This window comes from Bartonella sp. OC68QHHN, assembly GCF_042193875.1.
GTDB lineage: Bacteria > Pseudomonadota > Alphaproteobacteria > Rhizobiales > Rhizobiaceae > Bartonella > Bartonella grahamii_A.
In genome coordinates this window covers 203,524-223,150 of the sequence record NZ_JBHIME010000023.1, presented here as the reverse complement: position 1 = coordinate 223,150, position 19,627 = coordinate 203,524, and the positions used below count along the sequence as shown (strand labels likewise).

The following is a 19,627-nucleotide window of genomic DNA, read 5'->3' as shown; positions in this document are numbered from 1 at the left end:
TTTTATTGATCGAATTTAATTATGATAATACCGTCTCCTCATATGGCTTTGCAAGGTGCTGTTGCATCAGCGCTTAAAACACTTGCCAGTGAAAAGCAGGGGCTTGAAGCCCTTGAAAAAGCTCTTCTGGGAACTCTTTCTTCTTCTTTTGAAGCGGCTGTTCAGACTATTAGAAATGCTCGTGGACATGTGGTCATTACTGGTCTTGGAAAAAGTGGTCATATAGGGACAAAAATTGCAGCAACCTTAGCCTCAACTGGAACGCCTGCCTTTTTTGTTCACGCTGCAGAAGCCAATCATGGTGATCTTGGTATGATTGGATCTGATGATGTTATTCTTGCTTTATCATGGTCTGGTGAAACTCAAGAGTTAAGTAGTATTATGCGTTATGCGGCGCGATTTCGTATCCCCCTTATTGCGATGACATCAAATGAGTACTCTGTATTAGGACGACAAGCTGATATTGTTTTATTATTACCAAAGATGGAAGAGGCTTGCCCCCATGGTTTAGCCCCTACAACTTCAACAATGATGCAATTGGCAATGGGAGATGCTTTAGCGGTTTCTCTTTTAGAAATGCGTGGTTTTACCGCAACGGATTTCAAAATATATCATCCTGGTGGTTCTCTTGGTGCAAGCCTTAAATACGTGTGTGATATTATGCATGAGGGTGATAATATTCCTTTGGTTATGCAGGGAACATCTATGACTGAAGCGATGAATGTTTTGGTGGAAAAACATTTTGGTTGTGTTGGTGTTGTGAATCAAGAAGGTGAATTAATCGGAATTGTAACCGATGGCGATCTTGCACGTAACATTCATTTTAATTTATCAAAATTTAATGTTGACGAGGTGATGACCAAAGCTCCTAAAGTTGTAAAGCCAAATACACTTGTTGGTGCAGCAACAGCTTTTATTAATGATCATCATATTGGTGCATTTTTCGTGGTTGAAGATAAAAAACCGATAGGAATTGTTCATTTTCATGATCTTTTGCGCATTGGCGCTGCTTAGATTAAAGTTCCCTATCAAATAAAATGTTATTTTAGGTTAAAATAGATTGAATGGTACAAAGTCACAATTTTATTGTGACGCAGCTTTACTGATGCTTTGTGGAAAAAAATGATTATTTTACGCATTTCATAATGTTTAGAAAATTCTCAGGGTAAAGATTATATCATTTGCTTTGCCTACTTTAGAGAGAATTTTCTATCAGGAGGAGAAAGGGTCGCCTCCTGCTTAATGTATGTGCTCCCTCTGTTTTTAAGAGAGGCTTCCCTTGTACTTTGTTTAAGATTTTCGCTTAAGGAAAAACTGTGTTCCTGTATGTGAGGTGCAGAGGAGTTGTGTGGCGTCATATGACACTGTACAATTGACTCTAGAAATTGTTCCACGGAGAATAGAGCGTATTTCAATTTCTATATTTTGGGCATTGAGATAATTATATGCCCCTTCTGATAGTTTTTCTTCTGTATCTGCTGCACGTGTTTCAAAAACACCATTGTGGAAAGAAGAAATAATACCATTCTCATCAACCCATTTTCCATCAATTCCAGTTGGCATATTTGAGTTATAATATTGCGAAAAGCTACAGCCACTTAACAGCAAGGCGGTGATTGTAAGACATAAAATATGATAGGTATGTTTCATTTATTGTACTCTATTTAGATTATTTTGCTCTCTAGTTTCTATAACATTATTAAATCACTCCATGAGTCAATATGAAAAATTTTATGAAAATCAATGAAAAAGCAAAAAAATGGAAAAAAATGCCTTAATGTTGTATTTAATTAACAGCTTGATGAAGTTCGTAAGTGAAACACAAGAGGTGAAATATTTCTTATGGTTTACAACAATTTTTATATTAAGCCGCTGAGTAGTCTCAAAGGAGATTATTGACATTATGGTTGGTCCCATTCTTGTTGCGAGTGAAGATTATGGAAGACGTATAGAACTTTCTGCTATGCTGCGAGGTTTTGGTTATCGTGTCATTGAAGCAGAAAATGGTCTCCGTACGATTGATCTTTTACATAGGCGTAAAAACATTGTTCTTGCACTCCTTGATGTCGTTATGAGTGATTTGAATGTGAGCGATTTGATTAAAATGATTAGAGTTGCTGGTGTTTCTGTTCCTATTGTCGTTATAGCACAACAAGAGAATCAGAATTTACTCCAGAAAGCTTTAACAGCTGGAGCTATTGATTATTGGATCCATCCAGTAACATTATTACGCGTAAGAGTTACTTTGGATATTCTTGCTCTTATTTCTGCCTTGGAGCATGAGGTTCGAGATATTCGGCGAAAAAAAGAGAATCATTTACGGTTTTCTGATCTTTGCATAAAAAGTAGAGCTATGCAGATAGTGTTAGAACAATCAAGACAAGCAGCAACTTCTTTACAGAATCTGTTGATAGAGGGGGAAGTTGGAACAGGACGTGAGACATTAGCTCGGATTATTCATCATGAGGGATTATTCTCGGAGGGTGTTTTTATTCGCTTTCAATGTTCAGCCATCGTTGACCCAGAAGAAGAAAATCAGCAGTGGTTTAAAGAATTCCTACCATTGGTTTCTTCTCTTGAAAAAGGGACACTTTGCCTTTGTGATATTGATCGACTTGAGCCTATACAGCAAAAACGGTTTGCTCATTACCTTAAAGAAAGGGAAAGGGATACAAAAGGAGATTTTTTTCCTTTCCGGATCATTGCTATTTCAACATCGCGTTTAAAGGACTTGGTTAAAGAGAACTTTTTTTTGCATAGTTTGTTTGAACAATTTTCTCACTTGTCTATTAGCGTCCCTGCTTTACGAGAATTAAGGGATGATTTTCCGGAGATCACACAACGTTTGATTGATCGCATTATCACAGAAACAGGGCGATCACATGTCCATGGTTTAGCAGGATCGGCTCTTTCCTTGCTTATGCAGTATGATTGGCCTGGCAATAGAAATGAGCTTGAAAACTTTTTATTTCGTGCGATTTTACTCAGTGAAGGACCGTTATTAACTGTTCGAGATTTTCCGCAATTGATGGGAAATTCATTAATGAATGTTCCCAATATCATTGAGGGTAATATGCAAGAAGATAATGAACAAGAATCGATAAAATTTTTGAATACTGATGGGCATGTGCGTACTTTTGCAGATATGGAACATGATATTATCGAGAAAGCGGTTAAACATTATAAAGGACATATGAGTGAGATTGCACGCCGCCTCCATATTGGTCGCTCTACACTTTATAGAAAAATGGAAGAATTGAGAGCAATAAGAAATCAAGAACGAAAGTAAAATTCATAACAAATCTCTCTTCATGACAAGCATGGGTTTCAAAAAAATAGAGTGGATTTTGATAAAGTCCGTGGGGGGAGGCTTAAGAAAACAGTCATTTATTGTAAAATTTATCTATAGAGGATGATTTTGTAGATTTAAACCAAATATAAATTTTATGTGACTATTTTAATCGTTTGTTTCAATTTATACAATTTTAGTTAAGTTTACATTTATTAAAGCAGAGAGGCATTTTTAAAAACTTTTAAATACTACCACTAAAATTTTTGTATCATCAATATTAAATTTATACTCTCTTAAGCAAGAAGTGGCATTTTATCTGCTACACGATTAAGATAAAGTGATTAGTATTATCGTTTGCATTACTGATGATGTATAGCTTAAAATAGAAAGTTTGTCCTCTTTGACTCTTTTACAGATTGTTGTTGGTTTTGTCCTCTTTTTTTTTATTGCATCTATGTTGGCAATCTACACCTATGGGCGTTTTGTGAAAAGTGCTAGGGGTCAATGTTCTTATGCGTTACCTCTTCAGAAAGATGAAACTAAGCTTGATCGTATCGTCAGTCAATTAGCTGAGGAAGAAAATGGATTGGGGATTGATAAAGATGCTCTTTCCCTCATTATCAGCAATTTGGATGCGTTTTGTGTTCGTGCAAAAGGAGCTGCAGAGGCTGGGCGTAGCCTTGATCTGATGTATTATATTTGGGATGATGATTTAACGGGGCGTCTATTATTAAGTGAAATAGTTGAGGCAGCGGATCGGGGTGTTCGGGTACGGCTTCTTTTGGATGATATTAATGCTCAAGCACGTGATCCAGCTTATATTGCGCTAGATAAACATCCTTATATTGAGGTAAGAATGTTTAATCCAGGGCGATCGCGTAAAGGTGGATTACGCCGTGGTTTAGAGATTATATTACGGGCGATTACTGTTACACGTAGAATGCATAATAAAGCTTTTATTGTTGATGGGAGAATCGCTTTTGTAGGAGGGCGTAATCTTGCAGATTCTTATTTTGATGCTGGTGAGAAATCGCATTTTCGAGATTTAGATTTGATGTTAATCGGACCCTCTGTTAAAAAGGTAGAAGCTATTTTTGATGACTTTTGGAATAGTGCTGTGGTTTTGCCGATTCATACTTTGGTTATTCCTAAAAGTGCAAGCGATTTTCGCTATTGGAAGGATAAATTACGAGAATTTCGCGATTCCAAGGTAGCAAAAGTTTATTTAGATTATGTCAAAAAGCATATTAGTTTTGATTGTTTTATGGAGACAGGAAAGCGGTTATTTTTGGCAGATAAAGTTGTTGTTCTTTCTGACCCCCCGGAAAAAGCATTGCGTAAACAAGCAAGCAATTGGCTTATGAAGGCACTTTCAAAGGTTATTGGAAATGCCCAAAAAACGGTTCAGATTACGTCACCTTATTTTGTTCCTGGTAAGGTTGGTACGCAGAATTTTAGTAATTTGGTTTCAAAGGGTGTTGATGTCAAAATTCTGACGAATTCTTTAGCAGCTACTGATGTAGCATTGGTGCATGGTGGGTATGTACCGTATCGTAAGGAGCTTTTGAAAAGTGGTGTTAAGCTTTATGAATTAAAAGCGGAGGGTAACACCCATGGGTTACGATTGTTTCGATCGAGTAAGGCAAGTTTACATGCCAAAGCTTTTTTAATTGATCGTAAAACAGCTTTTATTGGATCTTTAAATTTTGATCCCAGATCAGCATCATTAAATACAGAAATGGGCATTCTTTTTGAATGTGCTCCCATTACAGCAAGATTAGATTTGTTGTTTTCTGAAGAAACCACAGGGGAAATGAGCTATCATTTGCGTCTTGGTGATAATAATCGTATTTATTGGGATTTTATTGAAAATGAAAAAAAATATAGCATTGACCATGAGCCAGAAAGCAAATTTTGGCGTCGCGCATTTGCAAAAATAATAAGTTGGTTACCTATTGAATCACAATTGTAAATTTTTATAAACCACACTTAAAAAAATATTTATTTTTCTTTTCATTTTGTTTGTAGCATGGCATAATTTTTTGCCAATCTACCATGTATGAGAACCGCAGTTGTATTTTAAAGCTCCTTGCGGTGTTTTATTATAAAAGGAATTTTGCTATGGCAAAGATTGTTGAAACGGGGACAGGTGCATTGGCACTGACTTTTGATGATGTACTTTTACAGCCCGGTCATTCTCTTGTTATGCCTAGCCAAGTGGATCTCAGTACGCGCATTGCAGCGGATATTAAGCTCAATTTGCCATTGCTTTCTGCTGCAATGGATACGGTAACAGAATCGCGTTTGGCAATTGCTATGGCTCAAGCTGGTGGTCTTGGGGTTATTCATCGTAATATGTCCCCTTCAGAGCAGGCAGAAGAAGTCCGCCAAGTAAAAAAGTTTGAATCTGGTATGGTTGTTAATCCAGTCACAATTGGACCAGAAGCAACACTTGAAGAAGCGAAGTCTTTGATGCGCTCTCATGGTATTTCAGGTATTCCGGTTGTTGAAAATAGCGTTAAAGGTGAGACAGTGGGACGACTTGTTGGCATTTTGACCAATAGAGATGTCCGTTTCGCATCGGATCCAAAACAAAAAATTTATGAATTAATGACGCATGAAAATTTGATCACAGTGCGTGAAAATGTCCAACTTAATGAAGCAAAATATCTTTTACATCATCATCGTATTGAAAAATTATTAGTTGTAGATGAACAAAATCGTTGTGTCGGACTGATAACAGTTAAGGATATTGAAAAAGCAAAATTAAATCCAAATGCTGCTAAAGATTCTCAAGGGCGCTTGCGTGCTGCAGCGGCCAGTAGTGTTGGGAATGGTGGGATTGAGCGTGCTGAACGCCTCATCGATGCAGGTGTTGATGTGTTGGTCATTGATACAGCGCATGGACATTCTCAACATGTGCTAGAAACTGTTGAACGAATTAAAAAGATGGCTTCCTCTCCAGCTGTTATTGCTGGGAACGTAGCAACCGCTCAAGCAACGCAGGCATTGATTGACAGTGGTGCAGATGCGGTAAAAGTTGGTATTGGTCCTGGCTCTATTTGCACAACGCGTATTGTTGCTGGTGTCGGTGTTCCTCAACTTGCAGCCATTATGAATGCTGCAGAAGTTGCTGAAAAAGCCGGTATTCCCATCATTGCAGATGGTGGAATCAAAGCATCAGGTGATTTTGCTAAAGCTTTAGCTGGTGGGGCTTGTGCAGCGATGATTGGATCTCTTTTAGCAGGTACAGAAGAAAGCCCTGGTGAAGTTTATCTTTATCAAGGGCGATCTTTTAAAGCTTATCGTGGTATGGGATCTGTTGGTGCTATGGCACGAGGATCGGCAGATCGCTATTTTCAAGATGATGTTCGTGATGAACTTAAGTTGGTTCCTGAAGGTGTGGAGGGGCAGGTGGCTTATAAAGGTTCTATAGCATCAGTTCTACATCAGCTTGCTGGTGGACTTCGTGCTTCGATGGGGTATGTTGGAGCAAAAGATCTCGTAGAGTTTCGTGAAAAAGCAACGTTTGTACGTATTACTAATGCGGGACTCCATGAAAGTCATACGCATGATGTTTCTATCACACGGGAGAGTCCAAACTATCGTGGGCCAGTTTAAAGATATCAGAGCCTAATGTCATATCGCATAAATATAAAATCTTCCGAGAACAAGAAAAAGAGACCGCGCTTTTTTCTGTTTTTGATTTGGTGTAAATAATCCCAAAAAGGAAAGAATTAGAGGTCAAAACTCTAATTCTTTCTGTTAAGACTATATAAAATAAGTTATATAAAATTAGAATTAACTTTTTGTTGTCTTCCGTCCTGTTTTTGACGCACGTTGGCGAGTGTTTGTCTGATCACTCTGGACGGATTTCTTTCCGTTGTTTGAGGGCATTGTGTTATGACGGCTTTTAGATGAAGTTGTTTTTCCATTATTATAAGTCATTATTTTCTCCTTTTAAATTGTCTGGCAGTTGCCAGTAGAGTAAAAACGGTCATGCCAAATAGTGGTTCCAAGCATTTTCTAAAAAGTTAATTTTTTGGTGAACGTAAGATGAGCTTGTTTAATTTTATGAGAAGATTTTTTCTATTTTTTTCAGAAGGATAGCCATCAAAAGATGGGAGATATTTGATTTTTTCTGTTCTTCAGATAATCCTCGTAAATTTTATTTTACTCAATAATAAAGAGTTTGGTTTTTTCGTAATGCATGGCGGAAATAAGTTCTTTATGGATGGCTATGTATCTTTTAGTATAAGAGGTAGAAGGATAAAAAGCGAATGGGCAGAAGATGAAAGGAAAAATCTAGATACTCTAAATTGAATCTTATAAAAAAGTATGATCAGATCATTTTAATACTGAATGTAAATTTTTTATGGCTTTGAGAAGGTTTCACTGGCAAGAAGAGATAATATTATTTTTTTAGATGATTTAAAATTTTCTTATTTTAATGGGAGAAATGAATGCGATTAGGTGGGCGTTTGCAAGCAGCAATAGATGTTCTCAAAGAGATAGAAATGAAGCATCGCCCAGTAGGAGAAGCTTTAAAGGATTGGGGTCTTTCTCATCGCTTTGCTGGAGCAGGTGATCGTGCAGCTATTGGTACAATCGTTTATGATGTTTTAAGACGACGTTATTCTTTACAATGGCGTATGGAGAGTGATGATATCCGAGATATCGTTTTTGGTGCCTTATTAGATTCTGGAAAAATGACGCTAGAGCAAATTGATGGTGAGTTGGCAGAAGATCGGTTTGCGCCGCAGTTATTAGAGGCTAAACAGCGTAAATCTTGGCAAGATCAGCAATTAGTGGATGCTCCAGACTATATTCGTGGTGATATTCCGCAATGGTGTCAAGCGCATCTGTGTCCTCTATTTGGTGATAATTGGATCACTGAAGCGGCTGCGTTAGCAACGCGTCCTTCTTTAGACCTACGGGTAAATAACCTAAAGGCAACACCAGAAAAGGTGCTGAAAGAATTAGCAAAAATCAAACTTACATCTTTGCCATGGTTTGGGCAAGCTTTAAGAATTGCACCGATTGAAAAGTTTAACCGTCATCCCAATGTTCAAGTGGAACCATCTTTTCAAAAAGGACACTTTGAAATACAGGATTTAGGATCTCAAATTGTTGCTCACCTTGTGGAAGCGCAAGAAAGTATGCAGGTATTAGATTATTGTGCAGGTGCTGGGGGTAAAACATTAGCTTTAGCTTCCGATATGAACAATCGTGGGCAAATTTATGCTTATGATTTTGATAAAGTGCGCCTAGCTCCTATTTTTGATCGTCTTAGACGCGCTGGTGTTCGTAATGTACAAATACGAGTGCAAAGAGAAGAATTAAAACCATTAACAGGTCAGATGGATAGAGTTCTACTAGATGCACCATGTAGTGGGACAGGAACATGGCGTCGTCGTCCAGATGCAAAATGGCGTTTAACATTAGAACAGGTGAAACAACGCCAAACAGAACAGAGGGCTATTTTGAATGAAGCAATAGCTTATCTTAAGCCAAATGGGCGCCTAGTCTATATTACCTGTTCTCTTTTTACAGATGAAAATGAGGAACAAATTTCCCATTTTCTTCAACAACATTCTCATTTTTTTCCAATAGATATGCCAGCGCTTTGGCAGAAACATTTTAGTTTTTCTCCTGTGCAACCAGTTTTTTCAAATTATGGACTTACGTTGTCGCCGGCCACAACACAAACAGATGGGTTCTTTTTATCTGTGTTGCAAAAAAAACATTGATCCATATTTTTGCATTTTTTATCATAAATTTTACAAGAATAATCTTTTTCTTAAGAAAACAGGCTTGTGAAAAGAGAAAGATTGAATCATAACTCCCATGAGTTTTCTTTTACAATTGTTGATTGGTTTTTTATGAGCATATCACATCCAGACACTGTTCTTATTATTGACTTTGGTTCACAAGTTACACAACTTATTGCACGACGGGTACGAGCAATGGGGGTATATTGTGAAATTGCTCCTTTTCAATTGGCTTTAGAAGCTGTGCGCCGCATAAAACCTAAAGCTATTATTTTATCAGGGAGTCCTTATTCCGTTATTGATGAGGGCTCTCCGCGTGCTCCAATGAAAATTTTTGAGGCGGGTATTCCGATTCTGGGTATTTGCTATGGTGAACAAGTCATGTGTGTTCAGCTTGGAGGAAAGGTTGAGGCTGGACATGAGCGTGAATTTGGGCGTGCTTTTTTGGAAGTGCAAGAAGAGAGTGTCCTTTTTGATGGAGTGTGGGAAAAAGGTTCTCGTTATCAAGTATGGATGAGCCATGGTGACCGTGTGGCAGCTTTACCAGAAGGTTTTCGTGTCATAGGAACCTCAAAAGGAGCTCCCTATGCGGCTATTGCTAATGAGAAAAGACATTTTTATGCGGTACAGTTTCATCCTGAAGTTATCCATACACCAGATGGTACAAAACTTTTGCAAAATTTTATTCATAAAATATCTGCTATTAAAGGTAGTTGGTCAATGGCTTCTTATCGTGAGCAGGCAATTGCTACGATACGACAAAAAGTTGGGAAAAGTCGTGTGATTTGTGGTCTTTCAGGGGGAGTGGATTCATCTGTTGTAGCGGTACTCCTTCATGAAGCCATAGGAGATCAACTGACATGCATTTTGGTAGACCATGGGCTGATGCGCAAGAATGAAGCTGAAGAAGTTCTCAGGCTCTTTCGTGATCATTATAATATAGAGCTTATTCACGTTAATGCTGCCGATATATTTCTTAATGCTTTAGAAGGTGAGATAGATCCAGAAAAAAAGCGCAAAACAATCGGTCGCCTTTTTATTGAAGTTTTTGAAGAAGAAACTAAAAAAATAGGAGGTGCAGAGTTTTTAGCACAAGGAACACTTTATCCAGATGTTATTGAGAGTGTGTCTGCTATTGGTGAGACGGTAACCATTAAAAGCCATCATAATGTGGGCGGGCTACCAGAACAGATGAATATGAAACTTGTAGAACCGTTGCGTGAGCTCTTTAAGGATGAGGTTCGCTTGCTAGGGCGAGAGTTAGGATTACCAGAGCAGTTTATTGGTCGCCATCCTTTTCCAGGTCCCGGTCTTGCAATTCGTTGTCCAGGTATTGTGACCCGTGAAAAATTAGAAATTTTACGTGAAGCAGATGCTATCTATCTTGAGGAAATCCGTAAAGCCGGTCTTTATGACGAAATTTGGCAAGCTTTTGCTGTTCTTCTTCCTGTTCAAACTGTTGGCGTGATGGGGGATGGTCGCACTTATGAATTTGTTTGTGCCCTTCGCGCCGTCACATCTGTAGATGGAATGACTGCTGACTTTTATCCCTATGATATGGCGTTTTTAAGTAAGACGGCAGCACGTATTATTAACGAAGTTAGAGGGATTAATCGTGTTGTATATGATGTAACTTCAAAGCCTCCTAGTACTATTGAATGGGAATAATTAAAATGAAGAATAAGTCTTTTTAAGAATAAAATATGACTTAGGGTTTGATATTCGAAAAGTGTAGAAAAAATCATTTAAAAATGATTGTGTATTTTCATATGATATAAGCCTTTATCTGGCAATCTGTACGTCAATATCGTTTAAAATTAAGAAGTGTGGAATTTTGCATGTCTGAGAAAAAAATTGTTGCACACCGTGGTGGAGCTCATCTTTATCCTGAAAATACCCTTTCGGCATTTAATAATGCTATAGCGTTAGGTGTTGATGAAGTTGAATGCGACGTTCATTTGCTGAAAAGTGGTGAAGTGGTTGTCTTTCACGACTTCCGTCTGGACCAATTGGTTGGAAAAAAAGGGTATATTCACGACATTGATAATGAAACACGCAAACAACTCTGCGTAAAAGGAAGCCAAGAAGCACCTCCCTTATTAGAAGAGGTGCTTGATCTTTTAGCACCAACGAATGTTGCATTGCATCTTGAAATCAAGACATGTGGTGAAGTGGAACGTGAAACAATATTATCCAAAAAAGCGCTTGCGCTAATAAAAAGTCGAAATTTATCAGAACGGGTTTCTGCAATTAGTTTTGATCCTTTTATCCTGCATCCTTTTATTGAAGCAGGAATACCATCTGGTCCATGTGTTGATAAATTTGAAGGTGATATGTACCGTCATTTTTCTGAATGGAAGCAATTAGGTTATTCTGATCTAAGTTTAGATGGCTCTATTGTTTCACAGGACTTTATTGAATCAGCTCTTGAGGCTAGTTTTACTGTCGGGGTATGGACAATTAATGGAAAAGCTCGGTTATCACATTGGCTTGATATGCCTGTAAATTATATTACGACAGATCAACCTGATCTCGCATTGCAATTGTGTGCACAAAGGTAAAAAATACATCAACACAAAAGGAGCTATATATCCTCATAAAGCTAGCGTAATGGAAAAAAGAAAAATTATCAAATATATAACAATAATACATTGATTTATAATGATAATTAATAGTTTATTCATGTGAATAAGAGACCTGAATACGTAAGATTCTCTTATTTCAAGTCTTTTTGCAATGAATCAATCAAAATTATTCGTTTGCACATTACAAGCAGGGTTGGTGTGTGGATAAAAAATTATTGAGAAAAGAATAAAAATATTCATTTAACGTATTTCAAATGCAGGACTTGTTGAAGCATTAGGGTCTCATACGGTGGTGTTGTTTTGCACTTTTATGAAGTGTAAAAATGATGGCATACAAAAAGTCTTATATACTTTAGTGGAGAGGCTTTATGGCTTATTTTATAGGAGCTATCATGAAATGTAGATGTATTGAAAGATTTTTTAACAGCATGGAAGTTGGTAATATCATGTCATTTTGTTTTGCATGAGGGTCGTGATCTCACTACAGGAAAAGAGATTATTAAGCGCTTCAAAATGATTTTCTTAATTTTAAGAAAAATTCTATTTGTTTCTTCGTTAAATTCAGTAGCAACATCGTGTGAAAGTTATAAGCCGGAAATTATAAGACAAATAACAAAAGAGTAAACAATTCTTTAAAAAAAGTAAATCCAGATATTAAAATAGTCATTGAATGACATTTACGATCTATATCTTTTTACCAATTGACTTTGCTTATTTAAGCCATCTCAATTTTTTCAGATAGTTACAAACGCGTATTTCGTTAATACATAAGAAAGCTTATAAAAGAAAACGAATAAATTTAAACAAATTTATTTGACCTTTTGGTGGTTCGTGTTTAAATGAGAGGATATATTTCTGAAATAAAACTGTCATAGCATGTTCATGTGTAATACTATAAATTTAGGGGTAGTTTGTATTCCATCACTTCAGAAAGGGTTAACCATGAGTCGTTTTTATCTTTCTATAGCGGCCACGGTTGCTATCATAATGTCCACAGCGGGAATAACAGCAAGTTTTGCGCAGACAAAAATCAGCTTTTGGCATTCTATGAGTGGTGAATTAGGAAAGCAAACTGAAAGTCTCATTAACGATTTTAATGCAAGTCAATCTGAGTATACAGTTGTTCCTTCATTTCGCGGAGAATATGAAGAGGGGTTGATTTCACTCATTGCAGCGTTTCGTGGAAAGAAACAGCCAGTGCTTGCCCAAATTTATGACATTGGTACTGGAACTATGATGGCTGCAAAAGACGCAATCTATCCATTTTATCAACTTATGGCTGATACAAAACAAGAATTTGATCCTACAGATTATTTCCCTGCTATTAGTGGTTATTACTCCGATGAACAGAGACGTATCGTCTCTATGCCATTCAATATTTCAACTCCCATTCTTTATTACAACAAAGATATCTTTAAAAAAGCAGGGCTTGATCCAGAACAGCCTCCTAAAACGTGGCAAGATATAGAAGACTTTTCCAAAAAAATTCTTGAGACTAAAGCAGCAACTTGTGGTTTTACAATGGCTTATGCTGCTCAATGGATTGGTATAGAAAATTTTTCAGCGTTGCATAATGTTCCTTTTGGAACAAAGGAAAATGGCTTTAAAGGACTTGATTCAGAACTTACATTGAATGGACCTTTACAAGTGCGTATGTGGACTGACCTGAAAAAGTGGTCTGATCAAGGTATTTTCCGTTATGGTGGTCCAGCAGGTGCATTAGATTCAACACCAATGTTTATGGCACAAAATTGTGCAATTTTTTTGCAATCTTCAGGATCACATGCTGGAATTGTTTCTGAAGCTCAGTTTAATGTGGGAGTTGGTATGCTGCCATACTATAAGGATGCAGAAGGTACACCCCAAAATTCAGTTATTGGTGGAGCTTCTATTTGGGCATTTAAGGGACATACCCCAAAGGAATATGCAGGAGCAGCCGCTTTTCTTAAATTTCTTTCAAAAACAGAAAATCAAGCAAAATGGCATCAGGAAACAGGTTATCTTCCAACCACAAAAGCGACTTATGAATTGAGCAAAAAACAACATTTCTATGAAAAAACGCCAGGTGCGGATATAGCTATCAAACAGATTAATCTTAATCCACCAACAGTTAACTCGAAAGGGATAAGATTTGGTAATTTACCACAAATCCGTGCCATTCTTGATCAAGAGTTGGAAGCTGTTCTTAGTGGTTCAAAAACACCGAAAGATGGTTTAGATGAGACCGTTGAACGTGGAAATAAACTTTTGCGTGAATTTGAAAAATCTAATCATTAATTTCGTTTTATTGTTCAACATTAAAGACTCAACAAAAACAGTTGAGTTCTTTTTGTTTATCTTTTAAAAGTCTCTACATTTAAAGAGCCCTACGAATGCAAGAAAAACATGCATATTTTAAAAATAGTCTACTTTCTTACGGACTGCTTTTTCCTCAGCTTCTTGTAACTTTTTTGTTTTTCTTTTGGCCTGCTGCTCAAGCAATAAAATCATCTTTTGAGCGTGAAGACCCTTTTGGCTTTACAACAACCTTTATTGGTTTTGAAAATTATCTAACCGTTCTTTCTGATCCTACTTATCTGCAATCACTTCTTACAACTGCAGTATTTTCTATCTCAGTTACGGTTGTTTCAATGACAATATCACTTCTCTTAGCTGTCTGTGTTGATCGTGTCATCCGTGCAAAAAAGGCTTATACAATGCTTTTGCTCTGGCCTTATGCTGTTGCTCCAGTATTGGCAGGTATATTATGGCTGTTTATCTTTCATCCCACCATCGGAATTATCCCTTCTCTTCTCGAGAAAATAGGGATATTATGGAATTATCGTATTAATGGCACTCAAGCAATGATTCTTATTGTCATTGCGGCTAGTTGGAAACAAATTTCTTACAATTTTCTCTTTTTTCTTACAGGTCTTCAGTCTGTTCCGCGTTCTCAAATAGAAGCAGCTGCCATTGATGGTGCTGGTCCCTTTAAACGATTTTGGACTGTGGTCTTCCCGCAAATTTCACCAACGACGTTTTTCCTTCTTATTGTCAATGTCAATTATGTTATGTTTGATACTTTTGGTATTATTGATAATACAACTTCTGGAGGTCCTGCGCGTGCAACGAGCATACTCGTCTATAAAGTATATGACGATGGCTTTAGAAATCAAATAATTGGTGCATCAGCAGCACAATCAACAATATTGATGTTGATGGTTATTGTCTTAACCTTTATCCAGTTTCGCTGGATTGAGCGCCGTGTACAATATTAGGAAGTAAATTATGGTTGAAAATCGCCCTGTTTTAAAATTTCTAACCCATATTACTCTCATTGTTGGCATTGTCATTATTTGCTTTCCAGTTTATGTTGCTATCATTGCATCAACCCATAGTTCAGCAGCATTCAACTCAGGAACACTTCCTCTTTTACCTGGGAAATATGCTTTGGAAAATTATAAAACAATCTTTGGTGATGGTCTTGCACAACTGGGTCTGCCCAACCTCTGGCCACTCTTAATGAATTCACTTATTATGGCTCTTGGGATTAGTATTGGAAAAATTATTATTTCACTTTTGTCTGCTTATGCAATTGTTTACATGCGTTTTCCCTTCCGAAAAACTGCTTTTGTTCTTATTTTTGTTACATTGATGCTCCCTGTCGAAGTTCGTATTCTTCCAACCTATGAGGTTGTTGCGAAATTGGGGATGATCGACACCTATAGTGGAATGATTATTCCACTTATTGCATCTGCAACCGCTACATTTTTATTTCGCCAGTTTTTTTTGACTATCCCAGAGGAACTCTTAGAGGCGGCACGTGTTGATGGTGCAGGTCCAGTTAAATTTTTTAAGGATATTCTTCTTCCTCTTAGTAAAAACAATGTTGCTGCTTTATTTATCATTATGTTCATTTATGGATGGATACAATATCTCTGGCCTCTTATCATCACAACGGATCAAAATCATCAAACGATTCTTATTATTTTAAAACAGCTTATTGTCGAATCACTTCAACATGATCCTCAATGGAATATACTCATGGCAGTATCGGTTGTTGCCATGGTTCCTCCTGTTCTTGTTGTTATCTTCATGCAGCGGCTTTTTATCAAAGGCCTTATTGAAACGGAGAAGTAATTATGGCCATAATCCAGTTATCAAATATAAAAAAACGGTATGACAACGGCATTCTGGTCATTGATGATTTAAACTTAACTGTTGCTGATAAAGAACTTCTTGTTCTTGTCGGTCCTTCAGGGTGCGGAAAATCAACCTTATTACGTATTATAGCAGGACTTGAACAAGTTACCTCAGGTGAATTATGTATTGATAACGAACGTATCAATGATCGTGAACCAGCTGATCGTGATATTGCTATGGTTTTTCAAAATTATGCCCTTTATCCCCATATGACAGTTCGTGGAAACTTAGAATATGGTCTTAAAAATCGGAAAACCTCTAAAGAAGAAATTAAAAAACGCATCGCACATGTTGCAAAACTTTTGGAGATAGAATCATTTCTTGATCGTAAGCCACGACAATTATCAGGAGGACAACGTCAGCGTGTTGCAATGGGGCGTGTGATTGTACGTCAACCCCGTGTTTTTCTTTTTGATGAACCTCTTTCAAATCTTGATGCAAAATTACGGGCGCAAATGTGTATTGAAATAAAAACACTACAGCGTTCATTAGGAACAACTAGCCTCTATGTTACTCATGATCAACTAGAAGCTATGACATTAGCTGATAGAATAGTCGTTTTAAATAAAGGAGCTATCGAGCAAATTGGAACACCAATGGAAATTTACGACACTCCAGCAACAACATTTGTTGCTGATTTTATTGGTTCTCCTCCTATGAATTTTCTTGATCGCCATGTCTTAGAACAACACTTAGGGCATTTATTTTCTTATGGCGAAGAAACTGATCTTTTAGCATTCAGACCTGAAATAATCTTATTGGGCGAACATCCAGATAAAGGACCTGTTTTTCACACAAAAATTGAGCTTATCAAGCCTATTGGAACAGGTTGCCATGTTTTAACGCGTTGGAATGGTATCATCTTTACGATTGAAACAAAAGAACGCTTGACACACGACTATGGTCAAAAACTAAGTTTCACTGTCTCTCATCAGAATTTTCATACTTTTAACAAAAACACTGGAAAGCGCACAAATAATAAGTAAGCATTAATTGATGTGACGGGACTTTCTTTTATGCTGTGTCATGAATGTTGCGTTTTGATTTTCTCGATTACATTTACAAAATCAGGTTGTAACCGATGGGATTAAAAACAAAATTTCAAAAGTTTTGGTAATGATCCATTGTCCCATGACGCTGAAAATATCAAAACATTTATGTGAAGAAAATTTGCGTTTTCACGGTCTGTAAGAAGAATATTATTTCAAACATCAAACATAATAAAATTATTTTCATTATAAAAAATATCAATATAGAATAATCATTTATTAGCCATATTTTTCTCATTCAGAATTTTTATAAAAAAACAATATATTATCATATGTTTCTTGATGTAATAATTTATGTATCTTATAAAAAGTAAATGAGAGAAATAGAGAGAAAAAATGATTCACAGATGAAGGGGGTCGCGCCCCATATTTTAGCTTTGATCCCTAACATAAGAAGTCTATTTGATCCACAAAATACGATGTTGTTCTAAAGAGTTTGTACGAGAATAGGCACATTCTATTTTACCGCTGACTATATGATCTAAAATGGTTTTAGAGCTTCTATAAGAAGCATTTGTTTTTTCTATCAATCACATAAATTAGAAAGAAACCTATGCGCGCATGCTGCAAGTTTATTTTTTCTCATGTAAATCACTGTGCAATTCTCAGCGAGGGTATCCGATCAGTTGCAAAAGAAATCACTGAGAGATAGGAGGTGCGCTTGTTTTACAATTTTTATTACTTTTAATGATAAACGCAGATGAAACACATCTGTAACATCCCATCGATCTTTCTATATTCTTAAGTTTAAAATTGCCTATAGATCATCCTCAAATAGATCTTTATGAATATGACATAAATGATTGGTGCGAACACCTATAAGAATCAGCAGGGACAAAGACAGTTATATTGTTGTTTTGTAAAGTATTTTATAAAAGCTGGTATATTTTTTCAATATATTGTCAGTCTATTAATGGTTTTATGATATTGCTTTCTTATAAAGCGCGTGCTTTTTTGTTGCTTATAAATCAACCTAAACTGTATACAGCAGTATGTTTGAGACAAATATGAAGACGGTTCAGTGCTCTATTCAGTTTTTGTATATCAAAGTGGAATAAACTTATCTTCTTATGTAATTTTTAAAATGAGGAGATAGCTTAATTTAGGAGGAATATGAAAGCATAAAGACAAAAAATAGTTTCTATCTTTAGCATCATCTTTTAATTTAGTATTGCGATTTTCAAAAACATCTGAGCCAATGTCTCTTACGTAATGGAGATTACGCATTGCCGGATACATTTTTTATTGCGTTCTTTGAATAGAATTGCATCTCTCATACAAAACAGAAAATATTTTGCAAGGTTGTTCCAACTATTTTTTCACGCAGTTGTTTATGAGTAGTATAACATAAAATCGATTGTGTATCGTCATCTTTATGTTTATAAAAACGCAAGCTGGGGACATCATTATACCCTCTGCCAGTTTCCAACATTGCAAAAATTATTGTATTGAAACTCTTCATAAGAGGAATTTTTTCTTCAAGTGGTTTTTATTCATACACTAATTCTACTTGTATGTTATAAATGAAGTTGGATAGATAAAAATACTTTAAGAAAGAGACACCAAATGCTTCTTATGAATCGTTTCAAGTGTTGAGAGTTATTGTAAAAGAAGCGTTAGAAAATAGAATGATGCCGCTGATGGTTTGGGCACCATGAGGCAATAAGTCATATTTTATCTATCTTAGCATCTATTGAGTATAAATCTCTCTCTAAAAGTAACCTTATTTCGTATCAATATTATCAATTATAGATGTTGGGTATCATTAGTAACATAATCATAGACTTACGATTTTATGAACTCTTTTTATCTCTTTTGTAGAAGATCTTAATGTTTTGTGATGGCATCAATGATGGTATTTACATTATGTTCCATCATATCGAGATAAGTTGCTGCAGGGCCATTTTTATTTGACAATGCATCAGAATAAAGTGTCCCACCAATTTTTAAACCTGTTTCTTTTGCAATCTGTTTTATGAGACGGGGATTAGAGATATTTTCAACGAATAGTGCAGCTGCTTTATTCGCTTTAATTTGTTTGATAAGTTTAGCAACATCGGCTGCGGTTGCTTCAGCTTCTGTTGAAGCACTTTGAGGGGCAAGGATAGTAAAACCATATTCCTCGGCAAAATAGCCAAAGGCATCATGAGATGTGATAATGATACGTTTATCTTTAGGAATGGTAGCAATTTTTGTTTTTAAGGTATCTTGTGCTATTGTAAGTTTTTGGATGTAGGTTTCGGCATTTTTTTTGTAGCTGGTGCAGGATTGTGGATCGATTTTACAAAAAGCAGTAGCGATATTTTTGACATAGATTTTGACATTGGGAATTGTTTGCCAAGCGTGTGGATCAATAACGCTGTTGTGGTGATGGGCATTATGTTCTTGATTTTTCATTTTGAGGGAGGGAATGTTAGCGCTAACTTCGACAAGAAGTGCTTTTGTACCGCTGGCTGTAATGAGGCGATCAATGAATCCTTCTAAATGAAGTCCGTTGATGAAAATAATTTGAGCATTTCTAAGAGCTTGAGCATCATGGGGGGTAGGTTCATAAGCGTGGGTATTCGCATTGGGACCTACAAAAGTGGTCATAGAGATATGGTTGTCTCCTACATTTTTTACGAGATCTGCGAGAATGGAAAAGCTCGCAACAACTTTTATTTTATTGTGTGCAGAAGCAGAAAATGGAGAAAGGGCAAGCAATAAAGCTCCAAGAAGAACAAATTTTTGAGCAAACTTAGGCACATT

At 36.5% G+C, this 19,627-nt stretch carries 14 protein-coding genes and 1 pseudogene; 11 read left to right on the top strand and 4 right to left on the bottom strand.

Features of this window, described 5'->3' with window-relative positions; all coding sequences use genetic code 11:
- The first annotated feature begins 21 nt into the window (after nt 1-21).
- On the top strand, nt 22-1,014 hold the full coding sequence (locus tag ACFIJ0_RS03675; protein WP_375624661.1) for an SIS domain-containing protein: 993 nt from the start codon (nt 22-24) through the stop codon (nt 1,012-1,014).
- A 276-nt stretch (nt 1,015-1,290) separates the two neighbouring features.
- Here ACFIJ0_RS03675 and ACFIJ0_RS03670 read toward each other — a convergent pair whose 3' ends face one another.
- Nucleotides 1,291-1,650: a hypothetical protein gene (locus ACFIJ0_RS03670; RefSeq protein WP_375624660.1), complete on the bottom strand. Its 360-nt coding sequence runs from the start codon at nt 1,648-1,650 to the stop codon at nt 1,291-1,293.
- Nucleotides 1,651-1,903: 253 nt separating this feature from the next.
- Here ACFIJ0_RS03670 and ACFIJ0_RS03665 point away from each other — a divergent pair, with 253 nt between their 5' ends.
- The 3 genes from ACFIJ0_RS03665 to guaB all read left to right on the top strand — a co-directional run bounded on the left by ACFIJ0_RS03665 (nt 1,904) and on the right by guaB (nt 6,913).
- Nucleotides 1,904-3,289 carry a sigma-54-dependent transcriptional regulator gene (locus tag ACFIJ0_RS03665; protein WP_375624659.1) on the top strand — a complete coding sequence of 462 codons (1,386 nt, stop codon included), beginning with the start codon at nt 1,904-1,906 and terminating at the stop codon, nt 3,287-3,289.
- A 403-nt stretch (nt 3,290-3,692) separates the two neighbouring features.
- The gene (locus ACFIJ0_RS03660) at nt 3,693-5,264 is read left to right on the top strand and encodes a phospholipase D family protein (protein WP_375624911.1); all 1,572 of its coding nucleotides are present in this window, start codon (nt 3,693-3,695) and stop codon (nt 5,262-5,264) included.
- Nucleotides 5,265-5,413: 149 nt separating this feature from the next.
- The gene (guaB, locus tag ACFIJ0_RS03655) at nt 5,414-6,913 is read left to right on the top strand and encodes an IMP dehydrogenase (RefSeq protein ID WP_375644104.1); all 1,500 of its coding nucleotides are present in this window, start codon (nt 5,414-5,416) and stop codon (nt 6,911-6,913) included.
- A gap of 180 nt (nt 6,914-7,093) precedes the next feature.
- On the opposite strand, the gene ACFIJ0_RS03650 is transcribed toward guaB, so the two are convergent.
- Nucleotides 7,094-7,240 carry a hypothetical protein gene (locus ACFIJ0_RS03650; protein WP_273722522.1) on the bottom strand — a complete coding sequence of 49 codons (147 nt, stop codon included), beginning with the start codon at nt 7,238-7,240 and terminating at the stop codon, nt 7,094-7,096.
- A gap of 515 nt (nt 7,241-7,755) precedes the next feature.
- Here ACFIJ0_RS03650 and ACFIJ0_RS03645 point away from each other — a divergent pair.
- The 7 genes from ACFIJ0_RS03645 (at nt 7,756) to ACFIJ0_RS03615 (ending at nt 16,816) form a co-directional block, all read left to right on the top strand.
- Complete coding sequence (locus ACFIJ0_RS03645; RefSeq protein ID WP_375624657.1) at nt 7,756-9,042, top strand: RsmB/NOP family class I SAM-dependent RNA methyltransferase; 1,287 nt, start codon at nt 7,756-7,758, stop codon at nt 9,040-9,042.
- 132 nt (nt 9,043-9,174) lie between these two features.
- Complete coding sequence (gene guaA, locus ACFIJ0_RS03640) at nt 9,175-10,731, top strand: glutamine-hydrolyzing GMP synthase (RefSeq protein WP_375624910.1); 1,557 nt, start codon at nt 9,175-9,177, stop codon at nt 10,729-10,731.
- A 170-nt stretch (nt 10,732-10,901) separates the two neighbouring features.
- A complete protein-coding gene (locus ACFIJ0_RS03635; RefSeq protein WP_375624656.1) occupies nt 10,902-11,624 on the top strand; it encodes a glycerophosphodiester phosphodiesterase in 723 nt (240 codons plus the stop codon).
- A gap of 966 nt (nt 11,625-12,590) precedes the next feature.
- The gene (gene ugpB, locus ACFIJ0_RS03630; RefSeq protein ID WP_375624655.1) at nt 12,591-13,925 is read left to right on the top strand and encodes a sn-glycerol-3-phosphate ABC transporter substrate-binding protein UgpB; all 1,335 of its coding nucleotides are present in this window, start codon (nt 12,591-12,593) and stop codon (nt 13,923-13,925) included.
- 95 nt (nt 13,926-14,020) lie between these two features.
- On the top strand, nt 14,021-14,905 hold the full coding sequence (ugpA, locus tag ACFIJ0_RS03625) for a sn-glycerol-3-phosphate ABC transporter permease UgpA (RefSeq protein WP_375624654.1): 885 nt from the start codon (nt 14,021-14,023) through the stop codon (nt 14,903-14,905).
- A 10-nt stretch (nt 14,906-14,915) separates the two neighbouring features.
- Entirely contained in the window at nt 14,916-15,767 is an 852-nt protein-coding gene (ugpE, locus tag ACFIJ0_RS03620; RefSeq protein WP_375624653.1) for a sn-glycerol-3-phosphate ABC transporter permease UgpE, read from the top strand.
- A gap of 2 nt (nt 15,768-15,769) precedes the next feature.
- Entirely contained in the window at nt 15,770-16,816 is a 1,047-nt protein-coding gene (locus ACFIJ0_RS03615) for a sn-glycerol-3-phosphate import ATP-binding protein UgpC (RefSeq protein ID WP_375624652.1), read from the top strand.
- Nucleotides 16,817-16,920: 104 nt separating this feature from the next.
- Here ACFIJ0_RS03615 and ACFIJ0_RS03610 read toward each other — a convergent pair.
- Nucleotides 16,921-17,028: pseudogene (locus tag ACFIJ0_RS03610) on the bottom strand (DNA-binding protein); the annotation flags it as partial.
- A gap of 1,678 nt (nt 17,029-18,706) precedes the next feature.
- Nucleotides 18,707-19,624: a metal ABC transporter solute-binding protein, Zn/Mn family gene (locus tag ACFIJ0_RS03605; protein WP_375624651.1), complete on the bottom strand. Its 918-nt coding sequence runs from the start codon at nt 19,622-19,624 to the stop codon at nt 18,707-18,709.
- Between the last annotated feature and the right edge of the window lie 3 nt (nt 19,625-19,627).